This window comes from Arthrobacter sp. U41 (assembly GCF_007679325.1).
Lineage (GTDB): Bacteria > Actinomycetota > Actinomycetes > Actinomycetales > Micrococcaceae > Arthrobacter.
Genome location: NZ_VEGI01000007.1, coordinates 87209 through 107470 on the forward strand (window position 1 = coordinate 87209; position 20262 = coordinate 107470).

Here is a 20262-nt window from a genome sequence, read left to right on the forward strand (position 1 = left end):
CGCGGCCCGGGCCAGGCAGTACCCCGCCTAGACTTGCCCCATGACAGCTGAAAAGGACCTCCACACCCTGCTGGCCACCATGCACCCGGAACTCCGTGAGGGCGAGTTCGTCTACGTCCTCTGGCCGCACGGCAGACCCCTCGCCGGTGCGGTCGCCGCGGCCGTCCGCGAGGCAGAGGGCCTGACCGTGGTCCTGCCACGGTCCGAAGCCGACAGCCTTGGCCTGTCCTACGACTTCGTCGGAGCATGGATCACCCTCCAGGTGCACTCCTCCCTCGAGGCCATCGGCCTGACCGCGGCGGTCAGCGCCGCCCTGACCGAGGCCAAGATCAGCTGCAACGTCCTGGCCGGCTTCCATCACGACCACATTCTGGTGCCTGTCGCGGACGCCGACCGGGCACTTGAGGTGCTGCACGAGCTGGTCGCGGCCAGCGGGGAGCACAAACCCGCCCCGGAGCTGGTCCTGCGCAGTGAGCAGCCCGCGGACCGGCCTGCCATCCTTGCCCTCACCGCCGCGGCCTTTGCGGTCTCCCCGGTCACCGGGCTGCCGGTCCAGGGCGAACCCGAGGAAGTGGAACTCCTGGCCGCGCTCTTAGAGTGCGGGGACTACCTGCCGGAGTTCAGTATCGTCGCGGAGCTCGACGGCGAGATCGTCGGGCACGTGATCAGCACCCGCGGCTGGGTGGGGGAGCTGGCGCTCCTGGGCCTGGGCCCCCTCGGCGTCGTCCCGCGCCTGCAGCGGCACGGCATCGGCAGCGCGCTGATGAAGGAAACGATTGCCCGGGCCAACGCCGCGGGGGAGCGCGGCATCGCCCTGCTGGGCGATCCGGAGTACTACTCGCGCTTCGGCTTCGTGGCGTCGACCTCCCTCGGCGTGGAAGCCCCCGACCCCGCCTGGGCAGGGCATTTCCAGCTGCTGCCGCTGGCTGTCTGGCCGGGCGGCGTGAGCGGAACATTCCGCTACGCCAAGCCGTTCGGCGTCGCATAGCCGGCGGTCCGGCGGGATACCATTGACCGGGCGCCCCAGTAGCCCAATTGGCAGAGGCCGCGGACTTAAAATCCGCGTGTTGTGGGTTCGAGTCCCACCTGGGGCACACAGCAAGACCCCCAACAGAAACCGCTTGTACCTGTATCGGTTTCGGAGTTGGCTGGAAGTCGCGTCCGGTGCTCTGATTTCCTCTATGCAACGAGTGTTATAAGGATGTGACCGTAGTCACTTTGGATCGGGCCGGAATTGCACTAGCTTGAAGTTAAATCAGGAACACCTGATCATTCGCATCAAAGGCCGTTCGCACCTTTAGATCGAGGAGATTGTAAATGACTTCACTCCCCCAGGTGGCGCCCCGCGTCGCTAAGCTGACCGCGCTTAGCATCGGCGTCGCCCTTCTGGCTACGGCTTGTGGTGGCTCGTCCACCCCGACGTCGACCGAATCCGCCTCCGCCAACGCCGCGGGCATCGCCTGCCCGGCACCCAGCGCTGACGCTGGCGCCGGAACTTCGGCGGCGACCAACACCGGGCAGGTTCCCGCTTCCACCACCACCACTGACACCCCGCTGAAGATCGGCTCGCTCCTGCCGACCACCGGGTCGCTGGCCTTCCTCGGCCCGCCCGAAATCGCGGGTGTCAACCTTGGCATCAAGGAAATCAACGCAGCCGGCGGTGTGCTGGGTAAGCCGGTAGAGGTCATCCACCGCGACTCCGGCGACACCAAGACCGACATCGCCACCCAGTCCACCACGGCCCTGCTGGGCCAGGGCGTCGGCGCCATCATCGGTGCCGCATCCTCCGGCGTGTCCAAGACCGTGATCAACCAGATCACCGGCGCAGGCGTCATCCAGTTCTCCCCGGCGAACACTTCGCCGGACTTCACCGACTGGGACGACAAGGGCCTCTACTGGCGCACTGCTCCCTCGGACGTGCTCCAGGGCAAGGTCCTCGGCAACTACATGGCCACATGTGGCGCCCAGACCGTTGGCATGATCGTACTGAACGACGCTTACGGCACCGGCCTCGCGAAGAACGTGAAGTCGGCGTTCGAGGCAGCCGGCGGCCAGGTTGTCGCTGAGGAACTCTTCAACGAAGGCGATTCCCAGTTCAGCAGCCAGGTGGACAAGGTCATCGCCGCGAAGCCGGATGCCATCGCCCTGATCACCTTTGACCAGGCCAAGAGCATCGTGCCGCTGATGACGGGCAAGGGCATCAAGCCCACGCAGCTCTTCCTCGTCGACGGCAACATGTCCGACTACAGCAAGGACTTCGAGGCCGGAACCCTGAAGGGCGCCCAGGGCACCATCCCGGGCACCTTCGCAAAGGAAGACTTCAAGAAGAAGCTCCTGGCCATCGATCCCGCGCTGAAGGACTACAGCTACGCAGGCGAATCCTACGACGCCGCCAACCTGATCGCACTGGCTTCCGAAGCCGCCAAGAGCACCAAGGGCGTAGACATCGCCAAGCAGCTCAAGGCAGTCTCCGAAAGCGGCGAGAAGTGCAGCGACTTCCCGACCTGCGTCACCCTGCTCCGCGAAGGTAAGGACATCGACTACGACGGCCAGTCCGGCCCCGTAACGTTCTCCGACGCCGGTGACCCGACCGAAGCCTACGTCGGTATCTACGAGTTCCAGGATGACAACACCTACAAGGCATCCAAGGAAGAGTTCGGCAAGCTCTAAGCCCGCCCTTCCCTAGCCACCAAAAGACCCCCGCCCCTCGGGCGGGGGTCTTTTGCGTGCGGGGGAGCAAACTGGGACCGGCCGGGACGTCACGCACAACAGGCTCTTGAGCGGCATAGGACTGCCCGACGGCGGCAATCCGTCTCCGTGGCTCGGCGACCCGGCCAAAAGAATGCGCCGCGTTACGCCGTCGTCGTTCTGGTGGGGAAGCGTGCGGTGGGACAAACGCTGAGGGCGACGGAGGCAGACGCTTGTGAAAGCGCCGTGGTTGGCGCGAGGAACGAGCGCACGCGCCGAGCAAGCGGCTGCGGAGGCGCCCGGAGGCGCCCGTTGGCTTCCGAGGAGGCTGAGCGCTGACCCAAAGAGCCCGGGCACGCAGAAGGGCCGCCACCGGCTGGTGACGGCCCTCTGGTGTTGCGGTGCTGCGGGAAACTACTCGACGGTGTCGGCGAGGGTGCCCAGATACAGCTGAATGACCTTGGGATCCTTCATGAGCTCCCGGCCGGTGCCGGTGTACGCGTCCTTGCCCTGGTCCAGGACATAGCCGCGGTCGCAGATCTGCAGGCAGCGCCGGGCGTTCTGTTCCACCATGATGACCGAAACGCCCGCACGGTTGATTTCGTGAACCCGAAGGAAGGTCTCATCCTGCTTGACAGGGGAGAGGCCGGCGGAGGGCTCGTCGAGCAGCAGCACGGCCGGGTCCATCATGAGGGCCCGTCCCATTGCAACCATCTGGCGTTCGCCGCCGGAGAGCGAGCCGGCGCGCTGGGCGCGCCGCTTGCCGAGTTCCGGGAACAGGCCCGTGACGAAGTCGAAGCGCTCCGCAAAGTCCTTGGGCCGCTGGAACATGCCCATCTGGAGGTTTTCCTCGATGGTCAACGCGGCGAACACGTTGTTGTTTTGCGGCACAAAGCCGATGCCCCGGCTGACGAGCTTGTTGGCCTTCAGCCCGGTGATGTCCTGGCCGCGGACCACAACGGAACCCGAGTGGACCTTGACCAGGCCGAACATCGCCTTCAGCAGGGTCGACTTGCCGGCGCCGTTGGGACCGATGATGCCGATCAGCTCGCCCTTGCGGGCCTCGATGCTGCAGCCGTTGAGGATGTTGACGCCCGGGATGTAGCCGGCCACCAGGTTGGTGACCTTAACAACCGAACCCTCGTCGTGGACTGGTGAGGCGGCGGCTGCCGCGCTGGTGGCGCTCATTCTGTGTCCTTCTCTGTGCGGTTCGGCTCCTCGGCGCTGCGCCGTCCGCGCGGCGGCCCGTTGCTGTCCGGGACCGCGGGCGAATCCGTTTCGCTGGCGACGACGTCGAGCGAGATGATGCCGGCGTTTTCGGTGCCGACGATCGATTCCTCATCGGCCACCAGTTCAGCGGCCAGCTCCTTGATGCCTTCCGAGTCACCGAGGTCCACGTCGTGATGGGCGCCCAGGTAAGCGTCGATCACGGCCGGATTCTTCATGACCTCGACCGGCGGGCCCTCGGCCACAATCTTGCCCTCGGCCATGACCACGACCCAGTCGGCGATGTGCCGCACCATGTGCATGTCGTGCTCGACGAACAGCACGGTCATGCCCTCGGCCTTGAGGTTCTTGATGTGGTCCAGCAGCGACTGCGTCAGCGCCGGGTTGACGCCTGCCATCGGCTCGTCGAGCATGACCAGCTTGGGCCGGACCATCAGCGAGCGGGCCATTTCCAGGAGCTTGCGCTGCCCGCCGGACAGGGACGCCGCGTAATCGTCCTTCTTGGCGTCCAGCTTGAACTTCTCCAGCAGCACGTTCGCTTCCTGGGTGATCTTCTTTTCCTGGCCGCCCCAGATGCCCTTGAACAGGGCCTTGGACAGCCGCTCGCCGGACTGGTGGGAGGCACCGAGGCGCATGTTCTCCATCACCGTGAGCTTGCCCATGACCTTGGTCAGCTGGAACGTGCGGACCATGCCCATACGGGCCACCTTGTAGGAGGAGACCCCCGCGAGGCTGTTGCCCTCAAATTGCCACTTGCCCGTGTTGGGGGTGTCGAAGCCGGTCAGCAGGTTGAACAAGGTGGTCTTGCCCGCACCGTTCGGGCCGATCAGTGCGGTGATCTTGTGCCGCGGGATTTCGAGGTACTCGACGTCGACGGCGTTGATGCCGCCGAAGCTGCGGGTGACGTTCTCAGCCACCACGATCGGATCGCGCTTCTTGCAGCCGGGGGCGGCCTCGCCCGCGGCGATCGGACGCGTGTCCGTCATGTAGTCGATGTTCTCCTCAGAATCCGGGGTTGCGGACACTCGGGGTTCTTCGCTTTGCGTGCTCATGCGAACGCCAGCTCCTTCTTATTGCCGAGGACACCCTGGGGCCTGAAGATCATCAGCAGCATCAGCGCGACACCCACAAGGATGTAGCGCAGCTGGCCGGCCTGGACGGTGTTCAGCCAGGTGATGGCGCCGGATTCGATCAGGCCGTACAGGATGCCTTGTGTGAGGGACAGCACGACCCAGAAGATCATGGCACCGACGACCGGCCCCAGCACCGTGCCCAGGCCGCCGAGCAGCAGGCAGGTGTAGAGGAAGAACGTCAGTTCGGTGCCGTAGTTCGCCGGCTGGACCGCGCCGCGGGGGAGGGTGAAGATCATGCCTGCCAGAGCGCCGAGGACACCACCGATGATCAGAGCCTGCATCTTGTAGGCGTACACGTTTTTACCAAGCGAGCGGACGGCGTTTTCGTCCTCACGGATGCCCTTGAGGACGCGCCCCCAGGGGCTGCGCATCAGCAGCCACACCAGGGTGCAGAACAGGGCCACAACGGCCCAGGCGACTACCCGGATAAAGAAGTCGCGGTTGTTCATGCCCATGTAGGAACCCGGCGGGAACGGGTTCATCGCGTAGAAGTCACCTTCGAACGCGGCCAGGCCGTTGGCGGAACCGGTGATGGCGGTCAGCTGGTTGGTGGTGACGATGTAGCGGACGATCTCCGCCGCCGCGATCGTGACGATGGCGAGGTAGTCGGCGCGCAGCCGGAGGGTGGGAATGCCCAGCAGCAAGGCGAAGATGGCTGAGCAGACCACTGCGATCAGCAGGCCGACGAAGAACGGAACACCGAACGTCAGGGTGGAGATGGCGAAGCCGTAGGCTCCCACCGCCATGAAGCCGGCCTGGCCGAAGTTGAGCAGGCCGGCGTAGCCGAAGTGAACCGCAAGGCCGAGCGTCGCGAGCGCGTACGCCGCCGTCGTCGGGCTGAACAGTTCTCCGGCAGCGCTGGAGAAAATAAATCCGAAGTCCATGGCTGTCTCCTAACCCACGCGCTCGCGCCGGCCCAAGATGCCTTGGGGCCGGATTAGAAGGACAATAATCATGATGAACAGTGCTCCCACGTATTTGAGGTCGGCGGCGAGGCCGAACACGGTGGTCAGCTCCACGAAGATGCCGACAATGATGGACCCGATCAGGGCGCCCCACACAGTGCCGAGACCACCCAGCGTGACGCCGGCGAAGATGAGCAGCAGGATCTGCGAACCCATGTCGAAGGTGACACCGGGCCGGTAGTACGCCCACAGGATGCCGCCGAGGGCCGCGAGCATGCCGCCGGTGACCCAGACAATCCGGATGACGGAGTCGACGTCGATGCCGGAGGCCGCCGCCAGTGCCGGGTTGTCGGCCACCGCGCGGGTGGCTTTGCCGAGCCGGGTCTTGAGCAGGACCACGCCGAGGATGGCAATGACCACCGCGCTGATCACGAGGGACCAGAGGTTGTTGGGGGAGATGGAGATCGGGCCGATCTGGATCTCCGAGCTCTGGGCGAACGGCAGCTGCTGCGTGGCGCCGCCGAAGAAGAACTGGATCACGTAGCGGACGGCCAGCGCGAGGCCGATGCTGACGATCATCATCGGAACCAGGCCGGTGCCGCGGCGCCGCAGCGGCTTCCACAGGCCCGCGTCCTGGACGTAGCCGAATAGACCGCCGCCGACCAGGGCCAGCAGGATGGCCAGCCAGAACGGAAGGTTCATGGCGTTGAAGGAAAAGACCAGGACGGCGCCGAGGGTGACCATTTCACCGTGGGCGAAGTTGGTCAGGCCGGTGGTGCCGAAGATCAGCGAGAGGCCGACGGAGGCAAGGGCCAGCAGAAGGCCGAAGCTCAGGCCCGCCACGAGGCGGTTGATCAGGTTCTGGCCGAAATCCTGCTGCTGCACCACGATGCCTTCGCCGAAGGCGAAGATCACCGAGAGGTTGGAGGTCTGGCTGAAGGTGACTTCGCGGGGGTTCTGCTGGCCCTCGGCGAGCTGAATGCCTTCCGGGAGCGTCGATTCATCCAACTCGACCATGTAGGTTCCCTGGGTGGGTACCCCGATGGTCCAGGAGCCGTTGGCATTCGACGTCGCCGTTCCGGTGAAGTCGCCGCTCGTGGCGGTGATGGTGACATCGGCGATCGGCGCGCGGTCGTCGCCGCGCAGGAAGCCGCTGATGCTGTTCTGGAACGTGGTCGCCGACGGGGATGGTGTCGGAGAGGGGGTCGTGGCCTGTGATGCCGGCGCGACGATCAGCAGTAGCGCGGCCACGGCGGCAAAAACAGCCCCCACAACTTTCAGCAGTCTGCCGCGCCGTCTCTGCGACAGGCCTCTCGGTGTGCTTCTCAAAATGAAAACCTCCACATGGGGGTGGTGTGGGTTGCGCCATTGCAACCGCTGCGAACAGTCAGGGTGACGGAAGGTGGTGCGTGATGCGATGCGGTGGAGCGGTAAGGCTTGTGATGTCCGTCACCCTGTTTGGCTTATGTTACAGCCCGCAGGGGGCAAAGAATGCCGTCGCGAGCAGGCGGAACGTCGCGATCGCGTAACAACCGTGAAGCCCGGGCGGCGGGGTGCTTTACCTGTCCTAAAGTAAACTTTTGTTGATCCGGAGTATGCCTAAACAGTCGGTCGCCGGCCTGCGGCGTGCGGGCGCGGGAACGCGGCGGGCAGGTCACGGTTGGGTTGCGGGAGGGGCGTCCCGGGAACTAACGCTGCACGTCAGCTGTTGGAATTGGTAGCGTGTTGTTACCAGCACTGACGGATCACCACCGGATCAATACTCACCCCCCTTATTTGGAGGACACCAGCAATGGCACTTGGCGGAAACCCAGTCTTCAACGGAAAGAACTTCCGTGGAGCAACCCAGGCACCGCCTGCCCCGCAGGCGTATGGACAGGGCCACTACGGCCAGAACGCTTACGGCCAGGGCCAGTACGGCCAGGTTCCGGGCCGCGCCCCGGGCCAGGTCATGGACGGCCAGGCCGGCTGGAGCGCTGCCCAGCAGGGCATGACCCAGGACCAGCTCCAGGACATGTACAACCGGCCCGCCGCCGGCCCCGCCGACACGGGACGCATGACCTATGACGACGTCATCATGAAGACCGCGGCCTGCCTCGGTGCCGTGGTTGCCGGTGCCGCCGTCACCCTCGTGGTGGCAGAGGGCCTGGCGTACATGCTGATGATCGTCGGCGCGCTGGGCGGATTCGTCCTCGCCTTGGTCAACACCTTCAAGAAGCAGCCGTCGCCGGCGCTGATCCTGGCCTACGCCGCACTCGAGGGTCTGTTCCTCGGTGGCCTGACGCGCATCCTGGATGCCATGTACCCGGGCGTCGGTCTGCAGGCCGTGATCGGCACGCTGTCCGTGTTCGCAGTGACCCTGGTTCTCTTCCGGAACGGCAAGGTCCGGGCCACGCCGAAGGCCATGCGCTTCTTTATGATCGCCACTATCGGCTACGCCGTCTTCGCGCTCATCAACATGGTCATGATGTGGACCGGCGCCGTCGATTCCCCGTTTGGCCTGCGCACCGAATTTGAGATCATGGGCATCCCGCTGGGCGTGTTCATCGGCGTGCTGGCGATCGGCCTGGCCGCGTTCTCGCTGATCATGGACTTCACCAGCATCGAAGCCGGCGTCCGCAGCGGCGCCCCGCAGCGCTTCTCCTGGACCGCGGCCTTCGGCCTCACGGTCACCCTGGTGTGGCTCTACGTTGAGATCATCCGCCTCCTGGCGATCCTCCGCGGCGACGAATAACACCGGCGGCTGACTGCCGGCACCCGATAACCACGCAAGAGGAGCCCCGCCGGATGGCGGGGCTCCTCTTTGCCATTGTGGCGGCGGTGATGTTGCGTGGCGGCTGCGCCGATGATGCGCGGTGCTGACGGTGCGTGGGAGCCTTGCCGACGGCGGCGGGCGCCCGCTCAGCCCAGCCGCTCCAGCACCACGGCCATGCCCTGCCCGCCGCCGACGCACAACGTGGCCAGCCCCAGGGTCGCATCGCGCTCCCGGAGGCCGTTGAGCAGGGTGGTGGTCATCCGGGCGCCGGTCATGCCGAAAGGATGGCCCAGCGCGATGGCGCCACCGTGCACGTTGAGCTTGTCATGATCGATCCCGAGTTCCTTGGCACTGGCGACGACCTGCACCGCGAAGGCCTCATTGAGTTCCACAAGATCGATGTCCTGGATGCCCAGCCCGGCAAGGTCCAGGGCCCGCCGGGTCGCCTCCACCGGGCCCATTCCCATGAGCTCGGGGGAGAGGGCGCTGACGCCGGTGGAGACAATCCTCGCCAGCGGTTCCAGCCCGAGTTCGCGCGCCCGGGAATCGCTCATCACCACGACGGCGGCCGCTCCGTCGTTCAGCGGGCAGGCGTTCCCTGCGGTGACGGTCCCCTCGGTACGGAAGACCGGCTGCAGGGCGCTGACCGACTCCAGGGTGACACCGGCCCGCGGTGAGTCGTCCCGGTCGATCACGGTGCCGTCCCTGCGGGTGTATGGGGTGATTTCGCGGGCATAGAATCCGGAGGCAATGGCTGCCTCGGCGCGGTTCTGGCTCAGCACGGCCCAGGCGTCCTGGTCTGCCCGGCTGATGCCGAAGCTGGTCGCAACGTTTTCGGCCGTCTGGCCCATGGCGATGTAAATGTCCGGCATACGGCCGCCCAGCCGCGGGTCCGTCCACGGGGTATTGGACCCAGCCCTGGCGGCTGTGCGCTGCCGGGCTGCGTCAAAGAGCGGGTTGTGCGTGCTGGCATCCGTCTCGCCCGCCCCGGCCCAGCCGCGGTAGCGGGACACAGCCTCAACTCCGGCGGCCACAAACGCGTGCCCTTCGCCGGCCTTGATGGCGTGGAAGGCCATCCGGAGCGTTTGCAGGCTGGAGGCGCAGAAGCGGTTGATCGTGGCCCCCGGGACGTTGTCCAGCCCGGCCAGGATGGTGACCACCCTGGCCATGTTGGAACCGGCCTCGCCGCTGGGCTCGGCGCAGCCCAGATAGAGATCGTCCAGGCCCCGGCCGGCGTCGTCCGCCGCGTCGAAGGACGGAATCCGGGCCAGCGCCGCTGTCACCATGGCGGCCGCAAGGTCGTCGGGGCGTTCATCCTTCAGCGAGCCTTTGAAGGCTCGTCCGATCGGGCTTCTGGCAGTGGAGACAATGACGGCTTCTGGCATGCGCCCAGCCTACGCTCCGCCTATGCCAGGCGCATCGCCCCTGCCGCCGGCCGGACGCTGAAGATCTCCGGTGGCCCGTACCCGGCCGCCGCGAAGGCACGTCCGACGGCGGCACGCACCTGCTGCTCGGCCGCCGCCGGGGTGAGAGCGATGGCCGAACCGCCGAAACCGCCCCCGGTCATCCTGGCGCCGACCGCGCCAGCGGAACGGGAAGCCTCGACAGCGAGGTCCAGTTCAGGGCAGGAGATCTCGAAGTCGTCCCGCAGTGAGGCGTGGGACGCATCCAACAGCGGTCCGATCGCCGCCGGCCCGGCGGTTTCCAAGACGTCGACCGTCTGCAGGACCCGTTCATTCTCCGTCACCACGTGCCGCACCCGGCGGAATGTCTCCGGGTCCAGGAGGCCGGCCGCCGCGTCCAGGCCGCCCGGGCCGACGTCGCGCAGCGCCGTCACCCCCAGGATCCCGGCACCCTGTTCGCAGGAGGCGCGCCGGGAGGCGTAGCCGCCGCCGGCGTGGGAATGCGACACCTTCGTGTCAATCACCAGCGTCACCAGCCCGGCGCTGTCGGCGTCGAACGGCACCAGCCGGAGGTCCTGGCTGCGGCAGTCGAGGAAGAGGGCATGACCGGCCGCCCCGCGCAGGGACGCTGACTGGTCCATGATGCCGGTGGGGGCGCCGACGAAATCATTTTCCGCGCGCTGGGTCGCCAGGACCATGTCCCGGGTATCGAGGCCCGCCGCGGCGAGCTCGTTGACCGCCGTAATGACGGCGCACTCGATCGCGTGGGAGGAGGACAGGCCGGCGCCGCGCGGAACGTCGGAGTCCAGCAGCAGGTCCAGTCCGCCCACGGGGAGTCCCCGCTGCTGCAGCGCCCACAGGACCCCCAGCGGATACTTGGTCCAGCCCCTCGCCGTGGCCCGGCTGAAGGACCCGGCGTCGACCGTGGTCAGTCCCTGGTTCCCGAAGGTGGACAGCAGCCTGATGGTGGAGTCCGCTCGCCGGCGGACCGCCACGCGGGCGGTCCTGTCGATCGCAAACGGCAGCACGAAGCCCTCGTTGTAGTCAGTGTGCTCGCCGATCAGGTTGACGCGGCCGGGCGCCTGCCACACCCCGTCCGGCGCAGCGCCGAAGACGGACTGAAACCTGGCGGCCAGCTGCCCGGCATCGGGGCGCGGCGTCATGCCGCACCGGCTGCGGTGGCGGTCCTGGAATGGCGCGTCATGGATCCACGGTATACGCCGCGGCACGCGGCTGGGTACGGTGGTGACCATGGACCAGCAGAGCCCCGCTTCCCCGGAATCCCCCCACGACAACTTCAGCGACAGCCCCGACCCGGACTCTTCCGCCCGGCGCTACGCCACCGGCCGGCAGTATGAGCTGCGGCGCGGTGACGCCCTCGCCGTCGTCACTGAACTGGCCGCCGGGCTGCGGCTGTACAGCCGCGGCGGCACGGCACTGACGGAGAGCTACGGGGACGGCGAGATTTCGCCGGGCGCCGCCGGCATCACGCTGGCGCCGTGGGCCAACCGCGTGGAGGACGGCGTCTGGTACCTCAACGGCAAGAAGCAGCAGCTGGACATCACCGAGGTGTCCCGCAACAACGCCAGCCACGGACTGCTGCGCAACGCTTCCTATGAACTGGTGGACGAATCCGAATTCTCGGTCACCCTCGAATCGGCCGTGTTCCCGCAGCACGGGTATCCCTTCCTGCTGCGCCACCGGGTGCGCTACGAACTGGCCCCCGACCTGGGCCTGGTGGTCCGGCAGGAGCTGGTCAACGATTCCCAGGAACCGGCGCCGTTCGTCCTCGGCGCCCATCCCTACCTCCGGCTGGGGGACGTGCCCAGCGAGGAGCTCACCGTCACGGTCGGCGCCGGCACCAGGCTGGTGACGGACCAGCGCCTGATCCCGCGCGGCATGGAACCCGTGAGCGGCGACTTCGACCTCCGTGCCGGGCAGCGGGTGGCCGATCTGGACCTCGATTCCGCCTACACCGACCTGGCGTTCGACGCTGGCATTGCCCGCCACACGCTGAGCGCTCCTGACGGGCGCAGCGTGAGCCTCTGGCAGGACGCGAACTGCGGCTACGTCCACGTCTTCGTCACCACGGAGTTCCCGGGCAGGACCAAGGCGGTGGCGATCGAGCCGATGACCGGCCCGGCCAACGCCTTCAACAGCGGCGACGGCCTCCGTTGGCTCCCTCCGGGCGAGCGGTTCGCCATGACGTGGGGGATCAGCGCGACCCTTGAGCCCTGAGGAACGGCAGGGTTTCCTATCCGGGTTTCCCATCCGAGTTTCCCATCAGGGGAGGGCTGGTGAATCATGGGGCTATGACCCCAGCTGACCCGGCCGCCCCGCGAGACCATCCCGACGAAGCCCGTGCCGCCGCCAGTCCTTCAGCCGCCGCCAGAATCCCCGCCGGAGTCTCCGCCGGAGGGCGGGCTGTCACGGACCGGGAAATCGATCAGGACATCCCGTACGGCGTGCGGATCGCGGCGTCGTGGTCCTGGCGCCTGGGACTCATCATTCTTATGGCCGGCGCCCTGGTGTGGTTGCTCAGCAGGGTCAGCTTCCTGCTGATTCCGGTCATGGTTGCCGCGCTGCTGGCCGGGCTGCTGGCGCCGGTGAAGAACTGGCTCCGTCGGAACCGGGTTCCCAACGGCCTCGCGGTCGCCATCACCGTCCTCGGCTTCCTGGGGGTGGTCGGCGCGGCACTGGCCCTCGTCGGCCGGCAGCTCGTAGCCGGCTTCGCCGAGCTATGGAGTGAGGCGCTGACCGGGATCCAGAAAATCCAGGTCTGGCTTGCGGACGGGCCCCTGCACCTCTCCGCGGCCCAGATCGACCAGTACCTGAAGGAGGGCACCGAGGCGCTGCAGAACAACAGCAGCAGCATTCTCAGCGGTGCGCTGTCCTTCGGCAGCACCGCCGGACATTTCGCAGCCGGAATGATCCTGGCGCTGTTCATCCTGATCTTCTTCCTGCTGGAAGGAGAACGCATCTGGACCTTCCTGGTACGGCTGTTGCCCCGGAAGGCGCGGGCGGCCGCCGACGGAGCCGGACGGGTGGGTTGGACCTCGATGGTGAGCTACGTTCGGATCCAGATGGTCGTCGCTTTTGTGGACGCTGTCGGGATCGGCGTGGGCGCGGCGATCATCGGCGTGCCCCTGGCGCTGCCGCTGGGTGTGCTCGTGTTCCTCGGTTCCTTCATCCCGATCGTCGGTGCCCTCGTGACCGGTGCCGTCGCCGTCCTGCTGGCCCTTGTTGCCAACGGCTGGGTCAACGCGCTGATCATGCTGGGGATCGTCCTGCTGGTCCAGCAGCTGGAGAGCCACATCCTCCAGCCGCTGGTCATGGGCAAGGCCGTCTCGCTTCACCCGGTGGCCGTCATCCTGGCCGTCGCCGCCGGGTCCTACCTGGCCGGCATTCCCGGAGCCCTGTTCTCCGTTCCCATCCTGGCCGTAGCAAACTCGTCGATTCGCTACATTGCCGGCAGAACGTGGGAACATGAAAGTGCGCCGGCCGCCTGGGGCCACCAGGACACTTCTGACCCCGCGTCCGGCGCGGAAAACCCGTGAGGGATGTCCGGTTGTCGGGCGTAGCCTCCGGCCGCAGCGATGGTGCCGCACCCGACCTCGGTTCCCCGGGCAGCGATGCCGGACGGGGCGCCGGACCCACACCCTGATCCGAAGACTGATCCGAAAAAGGAGACTAGTTCGTGAACACCCTTGAGAGCCTGCCCGTCACGCTGGACGATGTCCTGGAGGCGCAGAAGCTGCTCGACGGGATTATTACGCGGACGCCGGTTGAATCCTCCCGTGCCCTGGGCGGCATGGTGGGCGGCGAGGTCTTCCTGAAGTGCGAAAACCTGCAGCGGGCCGGGTCCTTCAAGGTCCGCGGCGCCTACGTCCGGATGGCCAAACTCTCGCCGGAGGAGAAGAAGCGCGGCGTCGTGGCCGCGTCCGCCGGAAATCACGCCCAGGGTGTGGCCGTCGCGGCCAAGAGCCTGGGCATCAAAGCCCGGATCTATATGCCGCTGGGCGTCGCCCTGCCCAAACTCGCCGCCACCCGCAGCCACGGGGCCGAGGTGGTGCTTCACGGCCACAACGTGGATGAGGCCCTCGCCGAAGCGAAGCGCTATGCGGACGAGACCGGCGCCGTTTTTGTCCACCCGTTCGACGACGTCGACGTCGTTGCCGGCCAGGGCACGGTGGGACTGGAAATCCTGGAACAGGTCCCGTATGTCGACACCATCCTGATGGGCGTCGGCGGCGGCGGGCTCCTCGCCGGAGTGGCGGTGGCCGTGAAGGCCAGGGCCAAGGAACTGGGCCGGGAGATCCGGATCATCGGCGTCCAGGCCGAGAACGCGGCCGCGTACCCGCCCTCCCTCGCCGCGGACGCCCTGGTGCCGCTCAAACGCGTCTCCACCATGGCCGACGGCATCGCCGTCGGCCGGCCCGGCCAGCTTCCTTTCAGCATCATCCGGGAACTCGTCGACGACGTCGTGACCGTCAGCGAGGACGCCCTGGCACGGGCGCTCATCTTCCTGCTGGAACGCGCCAAGATGGTGGTCGAGCCGGCCGGGGCGGTGGGCGTCGCGGCGCTGATGGAAGGCAAGATCGAAAACCCGGGAACCGTCGCCGTGGTGCTCTCCGGCGGCAACATCGACCCGATGCTGATGCTCAAGGTCATCCAGCGCGGCCTCTCCGCCGCGGGCCGGTACATGACCGTGCGCATGATGCTGGACGACCGTCCCGGCTCACTGGCCACGATCGCCCGGATCATCGCCGAAAACGACGCCAACGTCACAGGGCTGGACCACACCCGTGTGGGCGGCTCGATCAGCATGGGCGATGTGTCCATTACCGTGAACCTGGAGACGAAGGGCCACGAACACTGCGAAAAGGTCCTCGCGGCGCTCCGGGCCGAAGGCTTCCAGCCGATTGTGGTGCACTAGGGGGCAGCGATGCTTGACTCCACCCGGAACGGCAGGCCGCGCGCCGCCGATACCACCGCCGCGCGCGCCCGCAAGGGACTGCTGGTGGTGGGAGTGTTTGTCCTGGTGCTGTACGTCATCGAGATCATCAACACGCTGATGCTCCGTTCGCTCAACGGCACGTTCGGCCTGCGGCCGCGCAGCCTCGACGGGTTCCTGGACATCCTGACGTTCCCTTTGCTGCACGCCAACCTGGCGCACCTGTTCTCCAACACGCTGCCGCTGATCATCTTCGGCTTCCTGGTGCTGCTGTCCGGGACCCGCGTGTTCTTCACAACCCTGGCACTGAGCTGGCTGGTCTCCGGGGCCGTGGTGTGGCTGATCGGCGGATACAACGTCACCGTGGGGGCATCCGGTCTGGTGTTTGGCCTCTTCGCGTTCCTGCTGGTGCGTGGCTTCTTCAACCGCAACTGGTGGCAGATCCTGCTGTCCGTGGTGCTGTTCCTGACCTACGGAGGGATCCTGTTCGGGATCCTGCCCACGGTGGCGGGCTACGTTTCCTGGCAGGCGCACCTCGGCGGGGCCGTCGGCGGCGTGCTCGCCGCCCTGCTCCTGAGCGTCCCGCGGGCAGGGCGGCCGCGCATCAGGCAGTAGCGCCGCCGCTACAAACGGTGCCACAACAAACTGTGCCACAACGGACGACGCCGGCCCTCCCGCTAGGGGAGGACCGGCGTCGTGCGCTGCGGTGCAGAAAAACGGTTCTAGCCGGCGTACGGCTTGGCGGAGACGATTTCCACCGTGATGTCCTTGCCGTTCGGGGCGGTGTAGCTGAGCTTGTCGCCCTCCTTGTGGCCGACGATGGCGGCACCCAGCGGTGACTTCTCGCTGAAGACGTCCAGATCCGAGTCGCCGGCAATCTCCCGGGAGCCGAGCAGGAAGGTTTCCTCGTCGCCGGCGATCTTGGCCACAACAATCATTCCGGGCTCGACGATTCCGTCGTCGGCCGGGGATTCGCCGACGTGGGCGTCCCGGAGCAGCGCGGTCAGCTGGCGGATGCGGGCTTCGATCTTGCCCTGTTCCTCTTTGGCCGCGTGGTAGCCGCCGTTCTCCTTGAGGTCGCCTTCCTGGCGCGCGGCCTCGATCTTCTGAACGATTTCCGCCCGGCCGGGGCCGGAGAGGTGGTCCAGCTCTGCCTTCAGGCGGTCAAAAGCTTCCTGGGTGAGCCAAGCTGCAGTTGCGCTGTTGGTGGTAGACACGGACTTCTCCTTTATGGTCAAACAAGCAAAGACCCCGCCACGGTGGCCACTTTTGGGACTCAGCAACCAGCTCAGCGGGGGAAAGGTATTGATCCATTGTAGTCAATCCTGTGGATAAACCAAAGAACCCTGCGGCGTGTATCACACCGCGTTACGGCCGGCGGGCGGCCGGCGGCCAACTCGCTGCCGCGCGGCTAGTTGCCGGCGTCGGGGATCCAGCAGCTGTCGACGACGCCGGACACGGCCTGGGACTCGGTGCGCACCGTGGCCCGGTGGGCCGTGGTGCGGCCGCCGTCGGAACCGGCGTCGGCGGCGTTGGGGGCGATGTCCACCACCTTCCAGCCGACAACGGCGAACTTGGAATCCAGCGCCTTGACCGAGCACTTGGCCGCGGTGGCCGGGTCCTTGGTGACCTGGAAATCGATCTCCGCCATTGTGGCGTCCGGCGTGCTGTAACCGATGTCCTTGAAGGTGATGCTCTCCGTCGCGTTCGACGTCGAGATCCAGGCCATAAAGGCCATTCCGGCTGCCAGGGCGAGGACCAGGATGGTGCGTTTGGCCTTGCCGCTCAGCGTTCGCTTTTGGCCGCCGTAACGATTGGCTAGGCTGGGAGGTGCCGGGGCGGGCGCGGCAGGCTGATCCTTGGAAGTCACCAGTCCAGTTTAGTGTGGATCGGGAGGGGTGTCCGCCGGTCCGGCCGGATACCCCTGCCTGAAGGCCTGCCTCAAGACCTGCCTGAAGATCCTTACCCCAAGATGAACCCCGTAGATGAAAGAGGAGCCGTCCCACGATGACAGCGTCCACCAGCCCGTCAGCGCCGCTTCGACTGTTGGCTGTCCATGCTCATCCCGACGACGAATCCAGCAAGGGCGCCGCCACAATGGCCATGTACGCCGCGGCCGGCGTCGAGGTCCTGGTGGCCACCTGCACCGACGGTTCCCGTGGTGACATCCAGAACCCGGCAGTGGAGGGGGAACCGCACCCCAAGCGCGACATGGCCGGCGCGCGCCGGCTCGAGATGGAGCAGGCCGCCAAGGTACTGGGCATCCGCCAGCGCTGGCTCGGCTTTGTGGATTCCGGGCTGCCGGAAGGCGACCCGTTGCCTCCGCTGCCGGCAGGCTCCTTCGCGACGCTGCCGCTGGAACGGGCCGCCGCGCCGCTGGTCCGGCTGGTCCGCGAATTCAAGCCCCAGGTCATCCTGAGCTACGACGAGAACGGCGGGTACCCGCACCCGGACCACATCATGGCGCACCGCGTCGCCGTCGAGGCCTTCGAGGCCGCGGGGGATCCGGCCCGCTACCCGGGGACCGGCGAGCCGTGGGCTCCCAGCAAGCTCTACTACGACCGGGCCTTCAGCCCCGAGCGGTTCCGTGCCCTGCATTTTGCGCTGGAGGAATCCGGGCTACAGTCCCCGTACGCCGAGCGGATCGCGGCCTGGCTGGAAGCTGACGCGGAAGGCCACACCCCGCCGGCGCCCACCCACGCCACCACCACGCAGATCGAGTGCGGGGACTACTTCGAGGCCCGCGATGACGCCCTGCGGGCGCACCGCACCCAGGTGGACCCTGAGGGCTTCTTCTTTGCGGTCTCCCCGGCGATGCAGCGCCGGGTGTGGCCCTGGGAGGATTACTCGCTGATCCAGTCCAGGGTCCCGGCCGACCTGCCGGAGAAGGACTTCTTCGCCGGGCTAAGATAGACCCGACAAGCCATTTCTATGACGTGTAGAAGACGTTGTGGAAACAGTTCAACGCAGCCCGGCGGCCAGTCTCCGCCGGACCGCCATCCAGTCCCATAGAAGGTCCCCACCGTGCACTCCTTGCTCCTCGCCCTGGCAACCACTCCGGCGCCGGCCCCCACGCCATCGCTGCGCCCCGGACTGTCCCAGGACCAGGTGACCCCCGGCCTGCTGGGTTTCCTCCTGACCGCCTTCATCGTGGTGCTGACGGCCCTGCTGATTGTGGACATGGTGCGGCGCATCCGGCGGGTCCGTTACCGGGCCCAGGTAGAGGAAGAACGCGCTGCTGCCGACGATGCTCCGCAAACACCGGGTGCCCAGTCCGACCTCCCGTACGACGCCGGCCAGCCCGGCAGCCGTCCGGAAGCCAACGGCGAGGCCGGGCCCGGAAACCGCTGACGGGCGGCACCGGTCTTCGACGCCGAAAATCCCCAGCTTTGCAGCCGGCGCCGGAGGGTCGGGCCGGGCCGACGGGCAAACCGGCGGGGCGTGGCGGCGCTGCTGCCGCAAAGGTGGGGAAAATCCGCGAGGGCGGGCGCGTCAGCCCTGGCCCGGCGGCATCAGCTCAGGACGGCGATGGAAATCGCGATGTAGTGCGCAGCGAAAGCAAACACCGTCAGGGCGTGGAACAGCTCGTGGAAGCCGAAGTGTGAGTAGCTGATGTTCGGCTTCTTCAGCGCGTAAAAGACGGCACCGGTGATGTAGAGGGCGCCCCCGACGCAAATTAGGACGGCGGAGGCCACGTTGGCGGCAAAGAATTCCGGCAGGTAGAACAACGCGCCGCAGCCCAGGGCGATGTAGATCGGCACATACAGCCAGCGCGGGGCGTCGGTCCACAGCAGGCGGAACAACACGCCCAGGATGGCCCCGGACCAGATCACCCAGAGCAGCAGTTCGGCTTTGGGCCGGTCCAGGAGGGCCCAGGCCAGCGGCGTGTAGCTTCCGGCGATCACCAGCATGATGTTCGTGTGGTCCAGTCGCTTCAGTACGATTTTGACGCCGGGGGACCAGTTCCCGCGGTGGTAGATGGCGCTGACGCCGAAAAGCAGCACCCCGGTGAAGGCGTAGATGGCGCAGGCGATCTTCAGGTCCGGCGTCGGCGCCAGGATCACCAGCACCAGGCCGGCGGCCAGGGCCAGGGGGGCAGTCACGGTGTGGATCCAGCCGCGCCATTTCGGCTTGATCATCAGGAGTTCCGCCAGCCGGACCGCCGCGTCGTCCATCGGCCCGGTTTTGCGGTCCGCAGGCTGCTCCGGCCGGGGCTCGGGGGTGTAGCTTTCCATGCCGCCATAATAACCTACGGTCCAGTAAGTTACCCGCGAGTAACACAGGCGTTCAACAGGAATGCCGGCGTCCCTGGGCCCCGGCCGGCGCTCCGGCGGGTAGCCTAGGATGTGCACAACAGTCGTACTTCAAGGAAGCCAGGTGAATCTCCGGATGGAAATGCCCGGATTCCTCTATGGCTTCTATGAGCGCAAACTCCAGCGTTCCCTGGACCCGGAGCGTATTCCAAAGCACATCGGGGTGATGGTGGACGGCAACCGCCGCTGGGCGCGGCAGTTCAACGCGCCCACCAGCCAGGGCCATCAAGCCGGGGCCGACAAGATCCACGAGTTCCTCGGCTGGTGCCAGGAACTTGGAGTCAACGTTGTCACCCTGTACATGCTCTCCACGGACAACATGAACCGCTCCGGCGAGGAGCTTGACCTGCTTATGGGCATCATCGCCAACACCCTGGACCGGCTGGACGAGGACGCAGAGATCTCGGTCCACGCCATGGGCGCCCCGGAACTGCTGCCGGACTACCTCGCCGAGCGGCTGAACAAACTCACGGCCCGCACGCCCGCGCACGAAAAGCTGCACGTCAATGTCGCCGTCGGCTACGGCGGACGCCGCGAAATTGTCGACGCCGTCCGCGAACTGCTGCACGACGCCGTCGCGCGCGATGCGGACATCGGGAAACTCGCCGACGAGCTGAGCGTCGACGACATCTCACGTTTCCTCTACACCCGCGGCCAGCCCGACCCGGACCTTGTGATCCGCACCTCCGGGGAGCAGCGGCTCTCCGGTTTCCTGATGTGGCAAAGCGCGTACAGCGAGTTTTATTTCTGCGAAGCCCTGTGGCCTGCCTTCCGGAAAGTGGACTTCCTCCGGGCCCTCCGCGACTACGCCGGCAGGCAGCGCCGCTACGGCTCCTGAAGCGTCAACCGCTGTTCATGCAATGGCAACAGGAATCGCCGATAAA

Annotated in this window: 19 protein-coding genes and 1 tRNA gene; 11 read left to right on the plus strand and 9 right to left on the minus strand. The window is 66.7% G+C overall.

Annotation, left to right across the window (positions count from 1 at the left end; genetic code table 11):
• Positions 1–40: 40 nt before the first annotated feature.
• The 3 genes from FS787_RS16975 to FS787_RS16985 all read left to right on the plus strand — a co-directional run bounded on the left by FS787_RS16975 (position 41) and on the right by FS787_RS16985 (position 2670).
• On the plus strand, positions 41–988 hold the full coding sequence (locus FS787_RS16975) for an N-acetyltransferase (protein WP_144674269.1): 948 nt from the start codon (positions 41–43) through the stop codon (positions 986–988).
• 32 nt (positions 989–1020) lie between these two features.
• A tRNA-Leu gene (locus tag FS787_RS16980) sits at positions 1021–1094 on the plus strand.
• Between the two features lie 223 nt (positions 1095–1317).
• Positions 1318–2670: an ABC transporter substrate-binding protein gene (locus tag FS787_RS16985; RefSeq protein WP_144674271.1), complete on the plus strand. Its 1353-nt coding sequence runs from the start codon at positions 1318–1320 to the stop codon at positions 2668–2670.
• 432 nt (positions 2671–3102) lie between these two features.
• Here the strand turns inward: FS787_RS16985 and FS787_RS16990 are convergent, their stop codons facing one another.
• Genes FS787_RS16990 through FS787_RS17005 form a run of 4 tightly spaced genes read right to left on the minus strand, consistent with a single transcriptional unit; the run spans position 3103 to position 7225 of the window.
• Complete coding sequence (locus tag FS787_RS16990; protein WP_144674273.1) at positions 3103–3876, minus strand: ABC transporter ATP-binding protein; 774 nt, start codon at positions 3874–3876, stop codon at positions 3103–3105.
• Positions 3873–4967, minus strand: a complete 1095-nt coding sequence (locus FS787_RS16995) for an ABC transporter ATP-binding protein (protein WP_144674276.1) — start codon at positions 4965–4967, stop codon at positions 3873–3875. Before FS787_RS16995 ends, FS787_RS16990 begins: the two co-directional genes overlap by 4 nt.
• A complete protein-coding gene (locus FS787_RS17000) occupies positions 4964–5932 on the minus strand; it encodes a branched-chain amino acid ABC transporter permease (protein WP_056433086.1) in 969 nt (322 codons plus the stop codon). Before FS787_RS17000 ends, FS787_RS16995 begins: the two co-directional genes overlap by 4 nt.
• Before the next feature lie 9 nt (positions 5933–5941).
• Positions 5942–7225: a branched-chain amino acid ABC transporter permease gene (locus tag FS787_RS17005; protein ID WP_144674278.1), complete on the minus strand. Its 1284-nt coding sequence runs from the start codon at positions 7223–7225 to the stop codon at positions 5942–5944.
• A 520-nt stretch (positions 7226–7745) separates the two neighbouring features.
• Between FS787_RS17005 and FS787_RS17010 the strand changes: the two genes are divergently transcribed.
• Positions 7746–8687 carry a Bax inhibitor-1/YccA family protein gene (locus tag FS787_RS17010; protein WP_144674280.1) on the plus strand — a complete coding sequence of 314 codons (942 nt, stop codon included), beginning with the start codon at positions 7746–7748 and terminating at the stop codon, positions 8685–8687.
• 167 nt (positions 8688–8854) lie between these two features.
• Here the strand turns inward: FS787_RS17010 and FS787_RS17015 are convergent, their stop codons facing one another.
• Complete coding sequence (locus tag FS787_RS17015; RefSeq protein WP_144674282.1) at positions 8855–10093, minus strand: acetyl-CoA C-acetyltransferase; 1239 nt, start codon at positions 10091–10093, stop codon at positions 8855–8857.
• Between the two features lie 20 nt (positions 10094–10113).
• Positions 10114–11274, minus strand: a complete 1161-nt coding sequence (gene galK / locus FS787_RS17020) for a galactokinase (protein ID WP_144674284.1) — start codon at positions 11272–11274, stop codon at positions 10114–10116.
• 88 nt (positions 11275–11362) lie between these two features.
• On the opposite strand from galK, the gene FS787_RS17025 reads away from it, so the two are divergent.
• The 4 genes from FS787_RS17025 (at position 11363) to FS787_RS17040 (ending at position 15680) form a co-directional block, all read left to right on the plus strand.
• Positions 11363–12349: an aldose 1-epimerase family protein gene (locus FS787_RS17025; RefSeq protein WP_144674286.1), complete on the plus strand. Its 987-nt coding sequence runs from the start codon at positions 11363–11365 to the stop codon at positions 12347–12349.
• Positions 12350–12423: 74 nt separating this feature from the next.
• Positions 12424–13668 carry an AI-2E family transporter gene (locus FS787_RS17030; RefSeq protein WP_144674288.1) on the plus strand — a complete coding sequence of 415 codons (1245 nt, stop codon included), beginning with the start codon at positions 12424–12426 and terminating at the stop codon, positions 13666–13668.
• Positions 13669–13808: 140 nt separating this feature from the next.
• Positions 13809–15047 (plus strand): threonine ammonia-lyase, encoded by a 1239-nt coding sequence (gene ilvA / locus FS787_RS17035; RefSeq protein ID WP_144674290.1) that lies wholly within the window; start codon positions 13809–13811, stop codon positions 15045–15047.
• A 9-nt stretch (positions 15048–15056) separates the two neighbouring features.
• Positions 15057–15680, plus strand: a complete 624-nt coding sequence (locus tag FS787_RS17040; RefSeq protein ID WP_144674293.1) for a rhomboid family intramembrane serine protease — start codon at positions 15057–15059, stop codon at positions 15678–15680.
• Positions 15681–15787: 107 nt separating this feature from the next.
• Here FS787_RS17040 and greA read toward each other — a convergent pair whose 3' ends face one another.
• Together greA and FS787_RS17050 are read right to left on the minus strand one after the other, a co-directional pair.
• Complete coding sequence (gene greA / locus FS787_RS17045; protein WP_056433100.1) at positions 15788–16282, minus strand: transcription elongation factor GreA; 495 nt, start codon at positions 16280–16282, stop codon at positions 15788–15790.
• A gap of 194 nt (positions 16283–16476) precedes the next feature.
• Positions 16477–16935 carry a DUF4307 domain-containing protein gene (locus FS787_RS17050; RefSeq protein ID WP_144674294.1) on the minus strand — a complete coding sequence of 153 codons (459 nt, stop codon included), beginning with the start codon at positions 16933–16935 and terminating at the stop codon, positions 16477–16479.
• A 137-nt stretch (positions 16936–17072) separates the two neighbouring features.
• Between FS787_RS17050 and mca the strand changes: the two genes are divergently transcribed.
• Positions 17073–17978, plus strand: coding sequence for a mycothiol conjugate amidase Mca (mca, locus tag FS787_RS17055; protein WP_144674296.1), 906 nt, complete (start codon positions 17073–17075; stop codon positions 17976–17978).
• Positions 17979–18089: 111 nt separating this feature from the next.
• Positions 18090–18416 carry a hypothetical protein gene (locus tag FS787_RS17060; protein WP_144674298.1) on the plus strand — a complete coding sequence of 109 codons (327 nt, stop codon included), beginning with the start codon at positions 18090–18092 and terminating at the stop codon, positions 18414–18416.
• 161 nt (positions 18417–18577) lie between these two features.
• On the opposite strand, the gene FS787_RS17065 is transcribed toward FS787_RS17060, so the two are convergent.
• Complete coding sequence (locus FS787_RS17065; RefSeq protein WP_186329238.1) at positions 18578–19240, minus strand: hemolysin III family protein; 663 nt, start codon at positions 19238–19240, stop codon at positions 18578–18580.
• 214 nt (positions 19241–19454) lie between these two features.
• Here FS787_RS17065 and FS787_RS17070 point away from each other — a divergent pair, with 214 nt between their 5' ends.
• Positions 19455–20216 carry an isoprenyl transferase gene (locus FS787_RS17070; protein ID WP_144674498.1) on the plus strand — a complete coding sequence of 254 codons (762 nt, stop codon included), beginning with the start codon at positions 19455–19457 and terminating at the stop codon, positions 20214–20216.
• Positions 20217–20262: the final 46 nt, after the last annotated feature.

Coding starts and splice junctions, on each gene's coding strand:
- mca (WP_144674296.1), top strand. CDS start 17,073: ATGACAGCGTCCACCAGCCCGTCAGCGCCGCTTCGACTGTTGGCTGTC.
- galK (WP_144674284.1), bottom strand. CDS start 11,274: ATGACGCCGCGCCCCGATGCCGGGCAGCTGGCCGCCAGGTTTCAGTCC.
- FS787_RS16975 (WP_144674269.1), top strand. CDS start 41: ATGACAGCTGAAAAGGACCTCCACACCCTGCTGGCCACCATGCACCCG.
- FS787_RS17015 (WP_144674282.1), bottom strand. CDS start 10,093: ATGCCAGAAGCCGTCATTGTCTCCACTGCCAGAAGCCCGATCGGACGA.
- FS787_RS16985 (WP_144674271.1), top strand. CDS start 1,318: ATGACTTCACTCCCCCAGGTGGCGCCCCGCGTCGCTAAGCTGACCGCG.
- FS787_RS17010 (WP_144674280.1), top strand. CDS start 7,746: ATGGCACTTGGCGGAAACCCAGTCTTCAACGGAAAGAACTTCCGTGGA.
- FS787_RS17070 (WP_144674498.1), top strand. CDS start 19,455: ATGGAAATGCCCGGATTCCTCTATGGCTTCTATGAGCGCAAACTCCAG.
- FS787_RS17030 (WP_144674288.1), top strand. CDS start 12,424: ATGACCCCAGCTGACCCGGCCGCCCCGCGAGACCATCCCGACGAAGCC.
- FS787_RS16995 (WP_144674276.1), bottom strand. CDS start 4,967: ATGAGCACGCAAAGCGAAGAACCCCGAGTGTCCGCAACCCCGGATTCT.
- FS787_RS17025 (WP_144674286.1), top strand. CDS start 11,363: ATGGACCAGCAGAGCCCCGCTTCCCCGGAATCCCCCCACGACAACTTC.
- FS787_RS16990 (WP_144674273.1), bottom strand. CDS start 3,876: ATGAGCGCCACCAGCGCGGCAGCCGCCGCCTCACCAGTCCACGACGAG.
- FS787_RS17065 (WP_186329238.1), bottom strand. CDS start 19,240: ATGGACGACGCGGCGGTCCGGCTGGCGGAACTCCTGATGATCAAGCCG.
- FS787_RS17000 (WP_056433086.1), bottom strand. CDS start 5,932: ATGGACTTCGGATTTATTTTCTCCAGCGCTGCCGGAGAACTGTTCAGC.
- FS787_RS17040 (WP_144674293.1), top strand. CDS start 15,057: ATGCTTGACTCCACCCGGAACGGCAGGCCGCGCGCCGCCGATACCACC.